The sequence below is a fragment of the Paenibacillus sp. KACC 21273 genome, from assembly GCF_028736095.1.
In the GTDB taxonomy this organism is placed as follows: Bacteria; Bacillota; Bacilli; order Paenibacillales; family Paenibacillaceae; genus Saccharibacillus; species Saccharibacillus kyungheensis.
Genome location: NZ_CP117876.1, coordinates 3,442,660 through 3,460,837, shown reverse-complemented (window position 1 = coordinate 3,460,837; position 18,178 = coordinate 3,442,660). Strand labels below are relative to the sequence as shown.

Genomic DNA, 18,178 nt, shown 5'->3' with positions numbered 1-18,178 from the left:
TACTGCGTACTTTAGTAACAGGTGCGATAAGCACCGGTTTTTATATAATCGTTATACTGTTTAATCACTATAGTTACTATCAGTTCACTACTTTTATCGATATGGAGGTAAGATCATGACAACCACTGCTTTGACCCCTAGAGAAATAGTTACCGAATTGGATAAGTATATTGTTGGACAAAAAAATGCTAAAAAATCGGTTGCAGTTGCACTTCGTAATCGTTATCGCCGTAGTCTTTTGCCTGAAAATATGCAGGATGAGATTGTACCAAAAAATATTTTGATGATCGGGCCAACAGGTGTAGGTAAAACAGAGATTGCCCGTAGACTCGCTAAGCTCGTTCATGCTCCGTTTATCAAGGTAGAAGCAACGAAGTTTACTGAAGTAGGTTATGTTGGACGAGATGTAGAATCTATGGTGCGTGATCTTGTAGAAACAGCTATTCGTATGGTCAAATTGGAACGTACTGAAAAAGTAAAAGACCAAGCAGAAGAAATGGCAAATGAACGTATTGTCGAAATTTTAGTGCCTTCTGGCTTTAAAAACAAATCACAGCGTAATCCGCTTGAAATGCTATTTGGTAATCAAAATCAAACGGAAGAACCTCAGACTAATTTTGAGCAAGATGGTTCGATTCAAGATAAAAGACGCAGAGTGCGTTTTGATCTATTAGCAGGCAAATTAGAAAATGATGTGATTGAAGTAGAAGTAGAAGATTCTATGCCTTCTTTGATGGATATGTTTGCAGGTCAGGGCAACGATCAAATGGGGATGAATATGCAAGAAATGTTAGGTAGCTTTTTACCTAAAAAAACAAAAAAACGTAAACTTCCGATTAAAGATGCTCGCAAAATATTAACACAGCAAGAAGCGAACAAATTGATGGATATGGACGATGTGAATCAAGAGTCACTACGTCGTGCAGAACAAACGGGTATTATTTTTATCGATGAGATAGATAAAGTAACCAGTTCTGGACGTGGTACAGGCCCTGATGTTTCTAGAGAAGGGGTACAACGTGATATTCTTCCGATTGTAGAAGGTTCTACGATTATGACGAAGTATGGCCCGGTCAAAACAGATTATATTTTATTTATAGCAGCCGGTGCTTTCCATACGTCTAAGCCTTCTGATCTGATTCCAGAATTGCAAGGTCGCTTCCCAATTCGGGTAGAACTGGATAGTTTGACATTAGAGGACTTTGTAAATATTTTGACAGAGCCTGAAAATGCATTAACAAAACAGTATGTCTATCTTTTACGTTCGGAAAATATAGAATTGGAATTTTCTAATGAAGCTATTCGAGAAATCGCTTCGATCGCAGCGGCAGTTAATCAAAACACTGAGAATATCGGTGCACGTCGTTTGCATACGATTTTAGAAAAACTGTTAGAAGATTTATCTTTTGAAGCGCCAGAATTGACGTTAGAGAAAATGATTATTACACCTCAATATGTACAAGAAAAATTACGTGAGATTGCTCAAAACAGAGATTTAAGTCAATATATTTTGTAATGAGCTACGTCTCTAGCACCTGTACTAGTCGATAAAGACCGAAATTGAATAGGAAATCATCTTTTTAGGAAAAAGGTGGGGTACTGTTTCTCAAAGTTCCCCGCCTTTTTCCTATATTTTCGTAGTCGTGAAAGAGGTATGATAAGTACAGAAAGAAAAACGTTGTACAAGTTATTGTTAGATGATCCGATATAGTAAACAACACGTATATATTATACTAGCCATTTTACAATGAATAAGTTATGATTGATTCATTTTCGCAAACATGCAAATTATTTCTCCTCAGCATGTACTATTCTATAAAAAAGCAAATTTGTCTAAAAATAAATGATTATACGCAAGAAAATTCACAAAATCTTTAAAAATTATTTTGCAGTAAGTAATATGCACTAGGCTATATGTCGTGAAAATATAAGTTATGATCATCTATTAACTTATTTGGTTAATTTTTATCATGATAAGATGAATGATAAAAGACCTAAAATATTTAAAATTAATATTAGGCTTTAAAAGTTAAGTTAGTTAAATTCGTGCACAATCGACAATTATTACATGGTTTTATTGTTCTCAAATGGTATTTTCTTCATGTAATTTGGAAGAATATTTTTAAAACAAGACAAAAAGACTCAGTTTTTGTCAAAAGATAGGGCTTTATTCTCATTGTGTTATGACCAATTCTCTAGGAAACTTATGTTATAAGATTTTAGGAAGAATGACGCACAAAGAGCTATAAACTGAGAATGAGTTTTGTGATGATTTTGTCGAAAAAAAAAGAATTATGATAAAAATATGGAATTTACTTTCCAGAACAGCATGGATATTGAAAGGAGTGATGTCAATGAACCTTTTAAATGATGTTGGATTTAAAAGATTAGAAGGAGCAATGGGTGCTGCTACACTTCGACAACAAGTAATTTCAAACAATATAGCAAATGCAGATACCCCTTATTTTAAAAGATCAGATGTTTCTTTTGAAAATATGCTTCAAAGCCAAATGGATGATTCTCAGATGCCATTTAGTGGTAAAGTTGAAGATAAAAGACATTTTCAAATTGGTAATACTAACTCTGTTCCGCAAGCAATGGTAACTAGCAATCAAAGTACAGTCATGAACAACAACTTGAACAATGTTGATATGGATGTAGAAATGAGTAACCTTGCTGAAAACCAACTTCGTTACAATGCTTACATCGAACAAATTAACCATCAGATTAAAATGATGCGAACAGCTATTCAAGGAGGCTCAAACTAATCCATGAGAATAAGTAGCAGTTTTGATATTAGTGCTTCTGCGTTAACAGCACAGCGACTTCGAATGGATGTTGTCTCCTCCAATATTGCGAATGCAGAGACAACAAGAGCGCAAGTCGTTAATGGTGAAGCTGTTCCTTACCGTCGTAAAGAAGTTGTGTTATCGACAAACAAACCATCTTTCGCAGATACACTTGATTCCGCAATGAATGGAAGCCGCAACGGGATTAACGGTGTTAAAGCTTCAGCCATTCAAGAAGATCCAGAACCTTTCAAACTTGTATATAATCCGACACATCCAGACGCAGACAAAGATGGCTATGTAAAAATGCCTAACGTCGATAATTTAAAAGAAATGGTGGACATGATATCGGCTTCGCGTTCATATGAAGCTAACGTAACTGCACTTAATGCTTCCAAAGCAATGATTACCAAAGCTTTACAAATTGGTAAATAAACGATCAAAAATGGAAAGGTGGGGTAAATAATGATAGAGAACACAATGTTCAATGCTGCATCCCCTTTGAAGATGACGACGGGAATGACGACACAAGCCAAAGCAACACCTGGTGAAGCAATGGAACAATTTGGTTCTTACTTAGAAGATGCTATGAATCAAGTTGGACAACAGGAGAAAACAGTTCACCAGATGAACGATAAGTTCTTGCTAGGACAAGTAGATGTGGATCAAGTAATGGTCGCCTCTGAGAAATCACTACTTAGTCTACAAATGGTTTCTCAAGTTCGTAACAAAGCGCTTGAAGCTTATCAGGAAATCATGCGTACTCAATTGTAAGTAGCTGTATATGTTCCATAGCATAGTTTCGAGTGGGGTGACATTGTGAATGAAAGAGTTGCCCAGTATAGAGATAAACTTGTCCAATACTGGAAGAATTTTAATAAAAACCAAAAAATATTACTGATCTCAACGCTGGCATTTATTATTATTGCTATTGTTGTACTAACTATTCAATTTTCTAAAGTCCAATATGAAGTAGCATTCCAAAACTTAGATGCTACAGATTCCGCTGCGATTATGGAATACTTAGATGGACAAGGTATTCCTTACCAGTTAAGTAGCGATGGTACAAGCATTTCTGTAGCAAGTGAAAGTGCTGCTAGAGCCAAAGTCGCTGTAGGATCACAAGGATTAATGCAAAACGGAACGATCGGATTTAGCGAATTTAATGCAAGCTCTTCTGCTATTGGTATGACAGATAATGAATTTAATGTGAAATATAATAACGCTTTGAATGGCGAAGTATCGCAATTGCTCAAACAGATGAACGGAGTAAGCAATGCGAAAGTATTGGTGAATTTACCACAAGAAAGTCTTTTTGCTAGTACAGAAGACGAAGATACAGGAACAGCGTCAGTAGTTATGCAGTTCAAACCAGGATTTCGTGTAACACAAGAAGCGATTGATGGTTACTACAATTTAGTAAGTACTGCTGTGCCACATTTACCGATTGCGAATATTACAATCACGAATGGAACAGACGGTAGTGAATTAGTATCTACCGTTAAAGGTGGCGGTCCTTCTGGGCTGGCTGGAGCCGTACAAGAAAATATGGCTTTACAGAAAAAATATGAATCTGATATTGAAAATAATGTAAGACAGTTTTTGGGAAGATTGCTAGGACCTGAACGTGTAAATGTATTAGTTGCTTCGAACTTGAATTTTGATCAAAAAAATTCTAAAGAAGATCTTGTACAGCCTGTCGATACGGAAAATATGAAAGGTATCGAGATCAGTGCACAACAGATCCAAGAAAGCAGTACAGGTACTTCTACTCCAGATAGTGGTGTTGCTGGAACAGGAGGTACAGATACTCCAACGTATCCAGGTGGCTCATCATCAGGTAGTAACGAATCCGAAAAATCTCAAAGTACAATCAATTATGATGTAAATAAAATTCATAATGAAATTGTATCGAGTCCTTATTTTGTAAAAGATTTGACAATCAATGTTGCTATTGATCCTTTGCCTGGACAACCAGCAGATCAAGCAACTTTGGATAATGTAAAAAGTATGTTGGAAAGTATTGTTAGAACTTCGTTATCAGAAAACGGTGTAACATATGCAGCCAATGATGCAGTTTTAACTTCAAAAGTAAATGTGTTCTCACAAGCATTTGCTACAGATACAACAGATCAAGGATTTTTTGCTAATAATATGACTTGGATTATTGCAGCAATCGCAGCACTTGTTATCGCAGCTGTTGTGTTTATAATCTTACGTCGTCGCAAACAGCAACAAACAGGAGACTATGAAGAAGATATGCTGTTACCAGTAGTAACTGAGCTTCCTTCGATTAGTTTGGATAACTTGACGAATGATAGTCAGGTACGTAAGCAACTTGAATCGCTTGCCAAAAAGAAACCGGATGAATTTGTTAACTTATTACGTACATGGCTTGCTGATGAATAAGAGGTGAATCGATGGCAAAGGGAAGTACTCAGGCGCTTAACGGAAGACAAAAAGCAGCCATATTATTAATTTCACTAGGACCGGAAGTATCGGCTCAAATATTTAAACATCTACGTGATGAAGAAATAGAACAATTAACACTTGAAATTGCTAATGTACGCAAAGTAGAAAGTAGTGAGAAAGATTCAGTCGTTTCTGAATTTCATCAGATTTGCTTAGCTCAAGAATATATTTCTCAAGGCGGTATTAATTACGCTAAAGAAATTTTGGAAAAAGCATTAGGTGAGAACAAAGCTCTTGAAGTGATTAACAGACTAACAGCTACATTACAAGTAAGACCGTTCGATTTTGCTCGTAAAGCTGATCCTAGTCAGATTTTGAACTTTATTCAAAATGAAAATCCACAAACGATCGCTTTGGTACTTTCTTATCTACAATTTGAACAAGCGGCTGCTATTCTTTCTTCGCTACCTCAGGAAAAACAAGCTGAAGTAGCAAGAAGAGTGGCGATGATGGATAGTACATCACCGGAAGTCATCTCGCAAATTGAACGTGTATTAGAGCAGAAATTATCAGCTACGGTTACACAGGATTATACAAATGCAGGTGGTATCGAATCGATTGTTCAAATCTTGAATGGTGTTGACCGAGGGACAGAAAGAACGATCCTTGATTCACTAGAAATTCAAGATCCTGAACTTGCTGAAGAAATCAAAAAACGGATGTTTGTTTTCGAAGATATTGTCAATATCGACGATCGCTCGATTCAACGGATTGTACGGGATGTCGAGAATGCCGATCTTCAATTGGCACTCAAAGTAGCAAGCGAAGATGTACGCGAATCGGTATTCAAAAATATGTCCAAACGTATGGCTGAAACATTCAAAGAAGAAATGGAATTTATGGGACCTGTCCGCTTGAAAGATGTAGAAGAAGCACAGACTCGTATAGTTGGAATTATTAGAAGACTTGAAGAGTCAGGTGAAATTATCATAGCACGCGGTGGAGGAGATGATATCATTGTCTAATTTGATCAAATCATCCCAATATATTCCGGTAGAAGTGCTTAAAAAGCTCGATTTCAGCCGTGATTATTACAAGCAATCTGATGGAGCTACTCAAGACACTTATACGGTTTCTCATCCACATGCTTATGATCAACCTCATGTGGATGAACATACCGTTCGTTTAAAAGAAGAAATGCTGACAGATGCCAAAGAATTTGCAGAACGTCAAGTACGTGAAGCGGCAGAGGAAGCAGAACGTATCCTCCAAAATGCTCAAGAAACCATAGCAGCTTGGTGGGAAGAACGTCGCCAGCAAGATGAACATTTGATTGAAGCGATCAAAGTACAAGCTTTTCAAGAAGGCTTTGAAGAAGGTCGAGAACGTGTAGAAGCAGAAATGCAAATTCATATGAGTGAAGTTATGCAAGAAGCACAAACAGTTCTGGGTCAAGCTTATGAAGCAAAAGAACAAATTATTCAAGAAGCAGAACCTTTTTTAGTTAATCTAAGTTGTGGTATAGCTGAAAAAGTAATCAATAAAAAACTTGAAGAACAACAAGATTATGTAATTGATCTAATCAAAAGAACACTGGCTCGTAAACGCGAACAAGGTGTTATCACATTATGTATTAGTCCTAGTCAATTTGATTTTGTACATGCTGCTAGAGAAGAGTTAACACTGTCAATCGATTCTCAAGCAGAACTTCAAATCTTACCGGATTCGACGGTAACCGATCGCGGATGTGTCATTCGGTCAGCATTTGGTAGTGTAGATGCTCGTATTGATACTCAACTAAGCGAAATTAAAAAAGAATTGGTTCGCTTAGCGCTTCATGACGAAGAGCGGGGGAATAGTAATGCAGGATCTTAATTCTTCAAGGTATTTAGAATATCTCAAACAACTTGATCCGGTTCGTATTAATGGCAAGGTCACTCAAGTGATTGGATTAATGGTTGAGTCTGAAGGGCCGGACGCAAGTATTGGTGATGTGTGTTACATCTATCCAACCAAAGGTATTGCTCCTTTAAGAGCAGAAGTTGTTGGCTTTCGAGATAACAAAGTGCTATTGATGCCACTCGGTGAATTACAATCGATTGGCCCTGGATGCGATGTTGTAGGTACAGGTAAACCACTTACGGTTCAAGTAGGTTCAGAACTACTAGGTAAAGTGCTAGATGGATTAGGTCAACCTTTAGATGGTTCATTGATTCCAGCTAGAATGACTCATTATTCTACATTCAATACACCGCCTAATCCACTTTCAAGACCAAGGGTTCAAGATCCTATCAGTATAGGAGTAAGAGCAATAGACGGTCTGCTTACAATAGGCAAAGGTCAACGTGTAGGTATCTTCGCTGGTTCTGGTGTTGGTAAAAGTACGTTAATGGGAATGATTGCTCGTAATACAGAAGCAGATGTGAATGTCATTGCACTTATTGGAGAACGTGGACGCGAAGTACGCGATTTTATCGAACGCGATCTTGGTCCAGAAGGTCTACAACGTTCTGTAGTTATCGTAGCTACATCTGATCAACCTGCACTCATTCGTATCAAAGGTGCTTTGATTGCTACAACGATAGCTGAATATTTCAGAGATCGTGGAATGAATGTGATGTTCATGATGGACTCTGTCACTCGTTATGCTATGGCTCAACGTGAAGTAGGGTTAGCAGTTGGTGAACCACCAGCAATGAGAGGATATACTCCATCTGTATTTGCAGGCTTACCTAAATTGCTAGAACGAGCAGGTACAGGGCCTACAGGCTCTATCACAGCTTTCTATACGGTGTTGGTAGATGGTGATGATATGAACGAACCGATCGCCGATGCAGTCAGAGGTATCTTAGACGGCCATATTGTACTAAACCGTTCTATTGCGAATAAAGGACAGTTCCCAGCTATTGATGTCTTGGCAAGTATTAGCCGGGTTATGAAAGACATCGTAGAAGAAGAACAGACAGATGCAGCAGATAACATGAAACGATTAATGTCTGTTTTTAAAGAATCCGAAGATTTGATTAATATTGGTGCTTATCAAAAAGGATCAAGTCCTGATATTGATGAAGCCATTGAACGTATACAGGATATATGGAGATTTACCAAACAAAAAGTACATGAAAAAACGACACTATCTGGAGCACAAGAACAGATGATTGCCGAATTTGCGAGGAGCTGATAAATTATGAAATTCCAGTATACTTTTCAAAAAGTTGTTGATATTAAATCAAGTGCAAAAAACCAGGCGGAATGGCTCTTATCTTCAGCACTGGGAGAATTACAAGCACAGGAACAAACATTAGATCAACTGCTGGAAGATCAGGGTCGCACGTTGGAAACGATTAATCAGGCAATTGAAAATAGAGCACCTATTTCTGAATTGCAAGATTTACAGCGTTACGTCGTTTATCTAGACCAATGCATATCGCGCAAAATTGTTGATATTCGTGAAGCTCAAGTAGAAGTAGAACACAAAAAACTTCATTTGACTGAAAAAATGGTAGATGAAAAAGTATGGCTACAAGCTAAAGACAAAGCAAAGACTAAATTCAATCATGAATATATGGTTCGTGAACAAAACGATCTTGATGAAATGGCTACAGTACGGTATGTAATGAACTCCAAGTAATATATACACCAAACTATACGTGTATGACGCTAATAAGAAGTAAGCATGTTGTGATCAAGGAGGTTTACCGTGGCGAAGAAAAGTCCAGAAATGGAAGTGGAAAAGGAATCAGGCGGAATGGGAAGATTCCTTTTTATTGCGACTCCAATTCTGTTTACCCTTGTATTAGTTGGCGTAATTGTTATGTTATTTAACGTAGATTTACGTAAAAGTATGTTTAATACACTAGACCAAATTCCTATAGTGAAAAATTGGGTGCCTTCTGCCGATAAAGAAAGTAGTACAACAGCAAGTGCCACTCAAACAGAAAGTAATGATGCAACTGTAAAAGCATTAAAAGAAAAATTGGATGCAGCTAATGAGATAAATACAAAACAAGAAAAAACAATCCAAAACCTAGAAGAAGAGAAAAAAGCTAAAGAATTAGCTGATGCTACTGCAGCAGCTGATGGTACAGCTCCACCTTCTGAATATCAAAAACAGATTAAAAATTTAGCTAAAGTATATGCAGATATGAGTTCTTCCAAAGCAGCAGCTATTATGCAAGTGATGACAACAGATGAACAAGTATTAATTTTAAATGAGATGAATGCTACTGATCAAGCTGGTATCTTGCAAAAAATGGATCCTAAAATAGCGGCAGAAACGTCTTTGGCTTTAAGAACTGCAAAAGCGACACCAGCTAATCCTTCTACTGTAGCTACTAAACCAGCTTCTACTTCTAGTACTAAATTAGATACCGAAGCTATGGCTCAGACGTTTACTAGTATGCCAGCAAGCAGTGCAGCAACGTTGTTATTGCAAACCGCTAAAGTAAGTCAGACGAAAGTGCTTCAAATTTTGAACGCTATGGATGATTCTACTCGTTCTGGTATTTTAGCTGCCATGTCTACAACTGATCCTACGGGAACAGCACAAATAGTAAATAAACTTTTAGGTAATTAATAATGATAAGAACAGTCGGAAGCATTTCCTATTGTATGGCTATAGGGCACAGTTGGGAAGTCTGTCTTATTAACCTTTTCCTTAAAGGAGGTGATAATAAATGAGTATGATACTTCAAAACTTATTAGGCAATGCAGGCGCAACGACGGCAACCAAAGCATCAGGTACGAATGCAGCTTCGGCTCCAGGATTTAATCAAGCTCTTGTGCAAGTAATGGGGACAAACGGTACATCAGCTAATCCACTAGCTCAAACAGCTTCTGGAATTATGGGTACAGCTGCTTCTTTATTAGAAACACTACAGGCGATGATTTCTGGTGGTCAGCAATCTACTGATGCTACAGGTGAGGGCACAGATGGAGAACAAGTTGAAAAAGTAGGTAAACTTCTAGATGACTTGTTAGACAAACTGCAAGATATGGACCAAGCGATTACAACGGATCCTGCTCTTGTTCAATCATTACAAGGTTGGTTAACACAAGTTCAACAAGTTTTATCTGGTTCTTCAGAACAGACTTCTTCTACAGAAGGAACAGAAGCACAAAATGTAACAGGTGCTAACGTTTTGAATACAGGTCAGGAAGCGATGAACAATCTAGCGAAAAACCCGGAAACTCTTCGCTTTGCAGTTGCAGATGCTGTGACACAAATTGTAGATACTTTACAAGCAGTCAAAAATGGTACACAAGCTTCTAATCCTGAACTTGAACAATTACTAACAGGATTACAAACAATGTTGCAAAAAGCGAGTACTCAAACACCTGATGCAGTAACAACTTCTGTAAATAATCAAGGAGCTATTATCACAGCACCTAAAGATGAAGCCAAAGCTAATACAGCGGCACAGATCACAGTAGTGGATGAAACGAAAAAAGCTGCTGAACAAGGTGCAGTACAAAGCATTGTTCAAAATGCTGCGAAAGATGCAAGCGGGGATCAAGCTGCAACATCTGATCAATCAGACGAGCAACCTGAACCAGTAGTAATGACTGTAGGACAATTTGCAATGCGTGCTGAAGCTGCTCCAACCGCTAAAGTTGTAGTGCCAACTACTACAGTGAACATTCAGAACTTTCCAGATGAAATGAGTAAATTTATCGTTAACAAATTAGACGTTCAACAAGTTAAAGGAATGTCTGAAGCGACTATCTCTTTAAACCCGGAAAACTTGGGTCAAGTGGATGTCAAAATTACGATACAAAATGGTCAAGTGTTGGCTCAGTTTATTACTGAAAAGCATATGGCTAAAGATATGTTAGATCAGCAAATGTCTCAATTACGTTCAGCACTTCAATCTCAAGGGCTTCAAGTTGAAAAGCTAGAAGTAACGCAAAGTTCTTCATTACAATCACAGATGTATAACGGCGGACAAGGATTTGGTTCTAGTGCAGGTCAACAACAATCCGGAAGACGTTCTAACGGAAGAGAAGAACAAAATGATGATGCAATCCTTGCTGTTGAGTTGAATGGTGAATTGAAAGAATGGCGCGAAGAAACAAAAGCAGCTACAGCATCAAGCACTATGAATTATGGTAGTACGTATGTAGCGAAAGCATAAACGAACGGAGGTGAATATAATTGGCAGATGCAATATCAACATCCAACATGTGGCCTAATTATTCAACAGGCAATGTACAAAAAGCAGCATCGACAAGTAAAAGTGAACTAGGTAAAGATCAATTTCTAACTATCTTAGTCGCTCAATTGAAAAACCAAGATCCAATGTCTCCTATGGAAAACACAGAATTTATCGGACAGATGGCTCAGTTCTCCTCACTAGAACAATTGATTAATATCGGTAAAAAAATTGATTCTGTAGGTTCATCTGTAGATAATTCACTCGGAGCTTCTTCACAATTGATCGGTAAAAAAATCACGTGGCCTGAAGAAAAAACCGATAGTGCAACAGGTGAAAAAACAACAACGTATCAATCCGGAGTTGTAGGATCAATCGTTCTCAAAGCTGGCGTGCAATATGCGCAGGTAGGAGAAAATGCGGTTCCGCTTAGTATCATTGCTATGGTAGAAGCAGCAAATGCAACGACAACACCAACCAAAACAGATACAACAACGCCTACACCAGCGACAACAACACCATCAGGCGTAACTGAGACACCAACAGCACCCGTAGAAACAACAACACCAGCTACAACAACTGAACCAGCAGCAACAACGCCTACTACAACTACTGAAGAAACAGCTACTCCATCTTCAGGAGAACAAGCAAGTACGCCTACAGAAGCAACACCGACAACACCAGAACCTGTAACGGATACAACAACACCGGCTAGTGAAGAAGGTTCATCATGAGTGGTCCTATCCAAGTAGGTCAGTTATATCCGACTAATCTCAATTCAGGTCTACTGGGACGTACTAAAAATGTAAACAACGAAAATTCAACATCTGACTTTCAAAATATTTTAGATAACAAATTACTAAAGTTCAGCAATCATGCTTCTAAACGATTAGAGCAGCGAGGAATAGAACTTAGTGCAGATCAGTTAAAAAGTGTAAATCAAGCAATAGATAAAGCCGCTGCCAAAGGTGCTAAAGAGTCACTGATACTCATGCAGAATAGCGTTGCTTTAATAGTGAATGTACCCAATCGGACCGTTGTTACCGCCATGGATGGCAAATCAATGAAAGACAACGTTTTTACTCAAATCGACAGTGCCGTAATTATTTGATTGCTGACTGGACCATCACTGGAAAGTCAGGAGACTGCCGACCGACTGAAGCAGTCTCAACCCACTAATTGAACATCCATAGGAGGAAACACAATGTTAAGATCTTTATATTCAGGAATTTCAGGTATGAAAGGCTTTCAAACAAAATTAGATGTTATTGGTAACAATATTGCCAATGTAAATACAGTAGGTTTCAAACAATCACGCGTTATGTTCCAGGATATCTTGAGCCAAACAGTCAAAGGAACTTCAGCTCCTACAGATACAGCGGGTGGTGTAAATGCTCAACAAATCGGGTTGGGTTCATCTGTATCTTCTATCGATACTCTTCATTTAGCAGGTAGTGCACAGACAACAAACAACCCTACAGACTTACGTCTAGATGGTGATGGATTCTTCGCTGTTAAATTATCTGAAGATCAAGAAACTCCTTATTTAACGCGCGCAGGAGACTTCCATGTCGATGCTAACCGTAACCTTGTAACTTCTGATGGTGCTTTTGTAGTAGATAGTGATGGCGCTCCTGTAGTTGTTGGAGAAGAAGCAACTTCATTCACTATTCAGCAAAATGGTCAATTATTGTATACATTGGCTGATGGTACAACAGCTACTGGGCAGACTTTGGGAGTTGCTAAAGTGACTAACCCTGAAGGTTTGGAAAAAATTGGAGGTAGCTTGTATCGTGTAACACCAAATGCGATCACTGATGGTGCAATCGAATTGACTACAGCTAATAATGCTGAAACAGGTACCGGTTCAATCGTAGCAGGTCAGCTTGAAATGTCTAACGTTGATTTGACAAGTGAATTTACAGAAATGATCGTAGCTCAACGTGGTTTCCAAGCGAACTCTCGTATTATTACAACGTCTGACTCTATTCTTGAAGAAATCGTTAACTTGAAACGATAATTAATTAAAGGTTCGAGAAGGATAGTGCTATCCTTCTCATCCTTTTGCTGTATAAGGACATTTTTTGAGGAGGGGCAAAATGATCCCTGTAACAAGATTGAATGGCTCACCGATGTGGCTTAACTCTCTATTGATCGAGATGATCGAAGAGACACCGGATACGTATGTCACATTAACTACAGGTAAGCGAATTATCGTTTTAGAAAAAGCAGATCAATTAAACAAGCTCATCCACGAATATAATAAAAGTATAGGTACACTGACAGGAACTATTAAAGTGCAGCATATGGAGGAATTATCATGAAGAAGTTACTACCTTGGATCGTTAGCGGGGTATTAGCAGTAGGATTAATCGGTGTGGTCGCATATTTCTTGATGGGGAATATGTTTGGAGAAAAAGAGCCAGTAAGTGCAGCGGCTGCTGCCGCAGCTGAAAAAGAAGCATTGTCTAAAATGACTGCTTCTGAAATTGCTGATGTTTCTTCGACAATAGACGATATTAAAACGAACTTGGGTGATCCTTCATATGTAGTCAATATGAGTTTCTCATTCCAACTTCAAGATGCCAAAACAAAAGAAGCTTTTGAATTAATTAAAGACTTGAAAGTGAAGCCATTAATTATCAAAACACTTGCTGATACGAACCCAGATGCTTTGAACGGAGCAAAAGGAAAAGATGCTCTTAATGATAAGTTGCTTAAATTGATCAACAGTTCTCTTCCAGAAGACGGAGGTAAAGTGGTAGATATTGAGATTACTAATTTTATTGTGAGTGCGATTTAATCTTGGAATAAGATAGTTCTCATTATAAATAAACTAGCAAGGGGGGTGAGATTATGGTAGATGTATTATCCCAAAATGAGATAGATGCTCTTCTAGCAGCACTTTCTTCCGGTGAGATGGATGCAGAAGAACTAAAAAAAGAAGATACACAGAAAAAGGTTAGAGCATATGATTTTAAACGGGCTGTCCGTTTTTCGAAAGATCATATTCGAAGTTTAACAAGGATTCACGAAAACTTTGCCAGATATCTGACCACCTATTTTTCTGCTCAACTTCGTACTTTTGTTCAAATTAGCGTTGTACAGGTAGAACAGCTTCCTTACGATGAATTTATTCGTTCTATTCCTAAAATGACGATACTTAATATTTTTGAAGCTGAACCACTTGAAGGTAGAATGGTTATGGAAGTTCATCCTAATATTGCTTATGCGATGTTAGATCGCTTACTTGGTGGTGTAGGAAACGCTCCTTCAAAAATAAATGCGTTGACAGAAATTGAAACGACTATTATCGAAAGAGTGTTCAGTCGTACATTTGATAGTTTGCAAGAAGCGTGGAAAACTGTTATTGATCTTTCACCAAGAATGGAAGCGCTAGAGACTAATCCTCAATTTATGCAGATTGTCTCACCCAATGAAACGATAGCCTTGATCTCACTAAGCACCAAAATCGGTGATACTACAGGAATGATCAACTTATGTATTCCTCACGTAGTTATTGAACCAATTATGACCAAACTATCTGCGCATCACTGGTTCGTTTCTCAGAAAAAAGAGCCTGCTCCTGAAGAGGTAGAAGCTCTACAACATCGTGTGAATCGTGCTACATTGCCTGTTATTGCTGAATTGGGAGAATCAAACTTATCTATTCAGGAGTTTATCGGGTTATCGATAGGCGATGTGATTTCTTTAAACAAACCGGTACATGATGCTTTATCGATCAAAATTGGTAACAAAGTTAAATTTATTGGTAGTCCGGGAACTGTAAAAGACCGGGTAGCTATACAGATTGATGAAATTGTGAGTGAAGGAGTGGAAGATTTTGACGAGTAAGGATTATTTGTCACAAGAAGAAATCGACGCTTTGCTAAAACAGTCTGCAAGCGATGATGATACTTCTTCGTCATCGTCTGTCAAAACGGTAGACGACTTTTTGACTCCTATGGAGCAGGATGCTCTTGGTGAGATTGGTAATATTACTTTTGGTAGTGCAGCGACAGCTTTATCTACACTACTTGGACAAAAAGTAGATATTACAACTCCTCAAGTAGGAATTATCACACGTCCTGAGTTTGAAAATGAATTTCCAAAACCACATGTTGCTGTTCATGTTGAATATGTAGATGGATTTCAAGGTATCAATTCATTAGTAATTCAAACAAGAGATGCACAGGTAATCGCTGATCTGATGTTAGGCGGCGAAGGAGATCCGAAAGACGAAGAATTAAATGAGATTCATATTAGTGCTGTTCAAGAAGCGATGAATCAGATGATGGGTTCTTCCGCAACTTCAATGTCTACTATTTTTAACCGCTTTGTTAATATTTCACCACCGGGAATTGATATCCTTGATGTAAGCAATGATCAAGGGGTAACCATGCTTCCTAATGATGAGACATTAATCAAAATCTCATTCCGACTTTTGATTGGTGATTTGATTGATTCTACAATCATGCAATTGTTGACAGTCAAATTTGCTAAATATATGGTAGATATATTAATTAATGGAGGTGTTGAAGAAACTGTAGCCGAACCAGAAGTTCCAGTCGCACCACCAGCACCTACGGCTGCCGTACCACCTCAACAGCAACCCGTTGCACCGCCTGCTATGCCACAACCTGGTATGCAACCGGATTATGGCCAACAGCCTCCATACGGAGCGCCTGAACAACCATATCCACCATACCCGCCGTATCCGCAGTATCCACCAGGGTATGCGATGCCGCCACAGCCTTATCCACCACAGGCTCCACAGCATTACGGTGGTATGGCTGGACGAGAGGTTAATGTTCAACCAGTTCAATTTGCAAACTTCCAATTACCATCAGTAACAAACATGGATGAAAATAATTTGAACTTATTGATGGACATACCGCTCAAAGTAACCGTAGAATTAGGTAGAACCCAAAAGCAGATTAAAGATATCCTCGAATTGTCTCAGGGTGCAATTATTGAACTAGACAAATTGGCAGGTGAACCAGTAGACATCCTTGTAAATAACAAACTGATCGCCAAAGGCGAAGTTGTTGTTATTGATGAAAACTTTGGTGTTCGTGTTACGGATATCATCAGCCAATGGGACCGCATTCAAAAAATACAATAATGATCATTTAGGGAGGATTTTAAATCAATGGCAAACCGAATTCTTATCGTGGACGATGCAGCTTTTATGAGAATGATGATTCGAGACATTTTGAGTAAAAACGGATATGAAGTAGTGGGGGAAGCACAAGATGGCTCACAAGCTATCGAGAAATTTAAAGAATTGCGTCCTGATTTAATTACTATGGATATCACAATGCCTGAAATGGATGGTATCGCTGCTCTTAAAGAAATTAAAAAGCTAGATGCAGCTGCAAAAGTAATTATGTGTTCTGCGATGGGTCAACAAGCAATGGTTATTGATGCTATTCAAGCAGGAGCTAAAGATTTTATTGTTAAACCCTTCCAGGCTGACCGCGTTATCGAAGCTATTAGCAAAACGCTTGGCGTGTAGGAGATTATTCCCATGTCAGGTGAAACAGCCACAATGGGAGGAACAGGCGATTATTTCCTAAGCATAGTCTGGGTTATAATCGTCTTGGCTGTAATTATAGCGCTCATTATTTTATTGCTTAAATTTCTTGGTCGCAAAAGTCAAACCTGGTTATCACGTCGTGCAATACGCACAATCGGCGGGGTAGCAATGGGACCAAATAAATCATTACAAGTTATTGAAATTGGTAGCAGTATATATTTAGTTGGTGTTGGAGATGATATTACGTTAGTAGATAAAATCTCTGATCCAGAAGAAGCTATGCTGATTATCAATTCATTTCAGACAGAAGCGGTGGAGCAGAAAAATATTCTTTCTCCACTGATCTCCAAAATCAGTGAAAGATTTCGTCCAAAATCGGATGTACAAGAAGAGGAATTAGGCGAAACAGAAGCTTTTCAAGAAGTATTTGAAAGCAAGCTGCGCCAAATTCCAAATCGCAAACAGAAGATGGAAGAGCTGATGAAGGAGGAAAACTCTACAGATCGGTCGAGGGATTCATGAAAAAAAAGCTGATTATAACGCTCGTACTGCTTTTTATCGTTAGTCTGACATCTGTAAGTTCAGCATTTGCCACTGCCGATCCGATACCTAATATTGATATTCAGATCGGCAATGATAGTGGCTCAGGAGATGCAGCACCAGCAACTAGCTCGTTATCTATCCTGTTGCTGCTTACCATTATCAGTGTTGCGCCAGCATTTTTGGTCTTAATGACCAGTTTTACACGTATTGTTATCGTGCTCAGCTTTGTCCGGACGTCGCTCGGGACTAACCAGATGCCTCCTAACCAGGTATTGGTGGGGCTGGCTTTATTTTTAACTATTTTTATAATGTCGCCGGTATTATCAACAATGAATCAAACAGCGCTTCAACCTTATTTAAAAGGTAGCATCACACAGACGGAAGCTTTGAAAGCTGCTGAAATACCGATTAAAGAATTTATGTTCAAACATACACGTGAAAAAGATTTACTTCTTTTCCTCAATTACACTGGTGCAGAAAAACCTAGCAATATTCAAGATATTCCGCTTACGGTTATGGTGCCTTCTTACGCAATCAGTGAATTGAAAACAGCTTTTCAAATGGGCTTTATGATTTTCATACCGTTTTTAGTTATTGATATTGTAGTCGCCAGTGTACTGATGGCTATGGGTATGATGATGCTACCGCCAGTAATGATCTCATTACCGTTTAAAATTTTACTGTTCGTTCTCGTAGACGGATGGTATTTGGTCGTTAAGTCCCTCTTACTCAGCTTCAATTAG

At 38.4% G+C, this 18,178-nt stretch carries 21 protein-coding genes; all 21 read left to right on the top strand.

Annotated features, from left to right (window positions below):
• Positions 1–115 precede the first annotated feature (115 nt).
• Positions 116–1,516: an ATP-dependent protease ATPase subunit HslU gene (gene hslU / locus PQ460_RS15060; RefSeq protein ID WP_273615767.1), complete on the top strand. Its 1,401-nt coding sequence runs from the start codon at positions 116–118 to the stop codon at positions 1,514–1,516.
• A gap of 838 nt (positions 1,517–2,354) precedes the next feature.
• Positions 2,355–2,768, top strand: coding sequence for a flagellar basal body rod protein FlgB (flgB, locus tag PQ460_RS15055; RefSeq protein WP_274170316.1), 414 nt, complete (start codon positions 2,355–2,357; stop codon positions 2,766–2,768).
• Positions 2,769–2,771: 3 nt separating this feature from the next.
• Positions 2,772–3,224 (top strand): flagellar basal body rod protein FlgC, encoded by a 453-nt coding sequence (gene flgC, locus PQ460_RS15050; protein WP_069327388.1) that lies wholly within the window; start codon positions 2,772–2,774, stop codon positions 3,222–3,224.
• 30 nt (positions 3,225–3,254) lie between these two features.
• Entirely contained in the window at positions 3,255–3,563 is a 309-nt protein-coding gene (fliE, locus tag PQ460_RS15045; protein WP_069327387.1) for a flagellar hook-basal body complex protein FliE, read from the top strand.
• Positions 3,564–3,608: 45 nt separating this feature from the next.
• The gene (gene fliF / locus PQ460_RS15040) at positions 3,609–5,198 is read left to right on the top strand and encodes a flagellar basal-body MS-ring/collar protein FliF (RefSeq protein WP_274170315.1); all 1,590 of its coding nucleotides are present in this window, start codon (positions 3,609–3,611) and stop codon (positions 5,196–5,198) included.
• 11 nt (positions 5,199–5,209) lie between these two features.
• Positions 5,210–6,226 carry a flagellar motor switch protein FliG gene (fliG, locus tag PQ460_RS15035; RefSeq protein ID WP_137222700.1) on the top strand — a complete coding sequence of 339 codons (1,017 nt, stop codon included), beginning with the start codon at positions 5,210–5,212 and terminating at the stop codon, positions 6,224–6,226.
• Complete coding sequence (locus tag PQ460_RS15030) at positions 6,219–7,076, top strand: FliH/SctL family protein (protein ID WP_273615770.1); 858 nt, start codon at positions 6,219–6,221, stop codon at positions 7,074–7,076. Before fliG ends, PQ460_RS15030 begins: the two co-directional genes overlap by 8 nt.
• Positions 7,063–8,382 carry a flagellar protein export ATPase FliI gene (gene fliI / locus PQ460_RS15025; protein WP_273615771.1) on the top strand — a complete coding sequence of 440 codons (1,320 nt, stop codon included), beginning with the start codon at positions 7,063–7,065 and terminating at the stop codon, positions 8,380–8,382. The genes PQ460_RS15030 and fliI overlap by 14 nt, the downstream gene beginning before the upstream one ends.
• A 6-nt stretch (positions 8,383–8,388) precedes the next feature.
• Positions 8,389–8,832, top strand: a complete 444-nt coding sequence (gene fliJ, locus PQ460_RS15020) for a flagellar export protein FliJ (RefSeq protein WP_274170314.1) — start codon at positions 8,389–8,391, stop codon at positions 8,830–8,832.
• Positions 8,833–8,901: 69 nt separating this feature from the next.
• On the top strand, positions 8,902–9,777 hold the full coding sequence (locus tag PQ460_RS15015; RefSeq protein WP_274170313.1) for a MotE family protein: 876 nt from the start codon (positions 8,902–8,904) through the stop codon (positions 9,775–9,777).
• 100 nt (positions 9,778–9,877) lie between these two features.
• Positions 9,878–11,335, top strand: a complete 1,458-nt coding sequence (locus PQ460_RS15010) for a flagellar hook-length control protein FliK (RefSeq protein WP_274170312.1) — start codon at positions 9,878–9,880, stop codon at positions 11,333–11,335.
• Between the two features lie 20 nt (positions 11,336–11,355).
• On the top strand, positions 11,356–12,087 hold the full coding sequence (locus PQ460_RS15005; RefSeq protein WP_069327379.1) for a flagellar hook capping FlgD N-terminal domain-containing protein: 732 nt from the start codon (positions 11,356–11,358) through the stop codon (positions 12,085–12,087).
• The gene (locus tag PQ460_RS15000; protein ID WP_069327378.1) at positions 12,084–12,464 is read left to right on the top strand and encodes a TIGR02530 family flagellar biosynthesis protein; all 381 of its coding nucleotides are present in this window, start codon (positions 12,084–12,086) and stop codon (positions 12,462–12,464) included. Before PQ460_RS15005 ends, PQ460_RS15000 begins: the two co-directional genes overlap by 4 nt.
• Before the next feature lie 93 nt (positions 12,465–12,557).
• Positions 12,558–13,373 carry a flagellar basal body rod protein FlgG gene (gene flgG / locus PQ460_RS14995; protein ID WP_274170311.1) on the top strand — a complete coding sequence of 272 codons (816 nt, stop codon included), beginning with the start codon at positions 12,558–12,560 and terminating at the stop codon, positions 13,371–13,373.
• Between the two features lie 79 nt (positions 13,374–13,452).
• Positions 13,453–13,677, top strand: coding sequence for a flagellar FlbD family protein (locus PQ460_RS14990; protein ID WP_069327376.1), 225 nt, complete (start codon positions 13,453–13,455; stop codon positions 13,675–13,677).
• Entirely contained in the window at positions 13,674–14,156 is a 483-nt protein-coding gene (locus tag PQ460_RS14985; RefSeq protein WP_204824569.1) for a flagellar basal body-associated FliL family protein, read from the top strand. The genes PQ460_RS14990 and PQ460_RS14985 overlap by 4 nt, the downstream gene beginning before the upstream one ends.
• Positions 14,157–14,209: 53 nt before the next feature.
• The gene (gene fliM / locus PQ460_RS14980) at positions 14,210–15,208 is read left to right on the top strand and encodes a flagellar motor switch protein FliM (RefSeq protein WP_273615777.1); all 999 of its coding nucleotides are present in this window, start codon (positions 14,210–14,212) and stop codon (positions 15,206–15,208) included.
• Positions 15,198–16,478 (top strand): flagellar motor switch phosphatase FliY, encoded by a 1,281-nt coding sequence (fliY, locus tag PQ460_RS14975; RefSeq protein WP_274170310.1) that lies wholly within the window; start codon positions 15,198–15,200, stop codon positions 16,476–16,478. The genes fliM and fliY overlap by 11 nt, the downstream gene beginning before the upstream one ends.
• 27 nt (positions 16,479–16,505) lie before the next feature.
• Positions 16,506–16,871 carry a response regulator gene (locus PQ460_RS14970; protein ID WP_069327372.1) on the top strand — a complete coding sequence of 122 codons (366 nt, stop codon included), beginning with the start codon at positions 16,506–16,508 and terminating at the stop codon, positions 16,869–16,871.
• A gap of 12 nt (positions 16,872–16,883) precedes the next feature.
• A complete protein-coding gene (locus PQ460_RS14965; RefSeq protein ID WP_273615779.1) occupies positions 16,884–17,414 on the top strand; it encodes a flagellar biosynthetic protein FliO in 531 nt (176 codons plus the stop codon).
• Complete coding sequence (gene fliP, locus PQ460_RS14960) at positions 17,411–18,178, top strand: flagellar type III secretion system pore protein FliP (protein ID WP_274170309.1); 768 nt, start codon at positions 17,411–17,413, stop codon at positions 18,176–18,178. The genes PQ460_RS14965 and fliP overlap by 4 nt, the downstream gene beginning before the upstream one ends.

What these genes read in the sequence shown, in the direction of transcription:
- hslU (WP_273615767.1), top strand. Translation starts at nt 116, where the DNA reads ATGACAACCACTGCTTTGACCCCTAGAGAAATAGTTACCGAATTGGAT.
- flgB (WP_274170316.1), top strand. Translation starts at nt 2,355, where the DNA reads ATGAACCTTTTAAATGATGTTGGATTTAAAAGATTAGAAGGAGCAATG.
- flgC (WP_069327388.1), top strand. Translation starts at nt 2,772, where the DNA reads ATGAGAATAAGTAGCAGTTTTGATATTAGTGCTTCTGCGTTAACAGCA.
- fliE (WP_069327387.1), top strand. Translation starts at nt 3,255, where the DNA reads ATGATAGAGAACACAATGTTCAATGCTGCATCCCCTTTGAAGATGACG.
- fliG (WP_137222700.1), top strand. Translation starts at nt 5,210, where the DNA reads ATGGCAAAGGGAAGTACTCAGGCGCTTAACGGAAGACAAAAAGCAGCC.
- fliI (WP_273615771.1), top strand. Translation starts at nt 7,063, where the DNA reads ATGCAGGATCTTAATTCTTCAAGGTATTTAGAATATCTCAAACAACTT.
- fliJ (WP_274170314.1), top strand. Translation starts at nt 8,389, where the DNA reads ATGAAATTCCAGTATACTTTTCAAAAAGTTGTTGATATTAAATCAAGT.
- PQ460_RS15010 (WP_274170312.1), top strand. Translation starts at nt 9,878, where the DNA reads ATGAGTATGATACTTCAAAACTTATTAGGCAATGCAGGCGCAACGACG.
- PQ460_RS15000 (WP_069327378.1), top strand. Translation starts at nt 12,084, where the DNA reads ATGAGTGGTCCTATCCAAGTAGGTCAGTTATATCCGACTAATCTCAAT.
- flgG (WP_274170311.1), top strand. Translation starts at nt 12,558, where the DNA reads ATGTTAAGATCTTTATATTCAGGAATTTCAGGTATGAAAGGCTTTCAA.
- PQ460_RS14990 (WP_069327376.1), top strand. Translation starts at nt 13,453, where the DNA reads ATGATCCCTGTAACAAGATTGAATGGCTCACCGATGTGGCTTAACTCT.
- PQ460_RS14985 (WP_204824569.1), top strand. Translation starts at nt 13,674, where the DNA reads ATGAAGAAGTTACTACCTTGGATCGTTAGCGGGGTATTAGCAGTAGGA.
- fliM (WP_273615777.1), top strand. Translation starts at nt 14,210, where the DNA reads ATGGTAGATGTATTATCCCAAAATGAGATAGATGCTCTTCTAGCAGCA.
- PQ460_RS14970 (WP_069327372.1), top strand. Translation starts at nt 16,506, where the DNA reads ATGGCAAACCGAATTCTTATCGTGGACGATGCAGCTTTTATGAGAATG.
- PQ460_RS14965 (WP_273615779.1), top strand. Translation starts at nt 16,884, where the DNA reads ATGTCAGGTGAAACAGCCACAATGGGAGGAACAGGCGATTATTTCCTA.
- fliP (WP_274170309.1), top strand. Translation starts at nt 17,411, where the DNA reads ATGAAAAAAAAGCTGATTATAACGCTCGTACTGCTTTTTATCGTTAGT.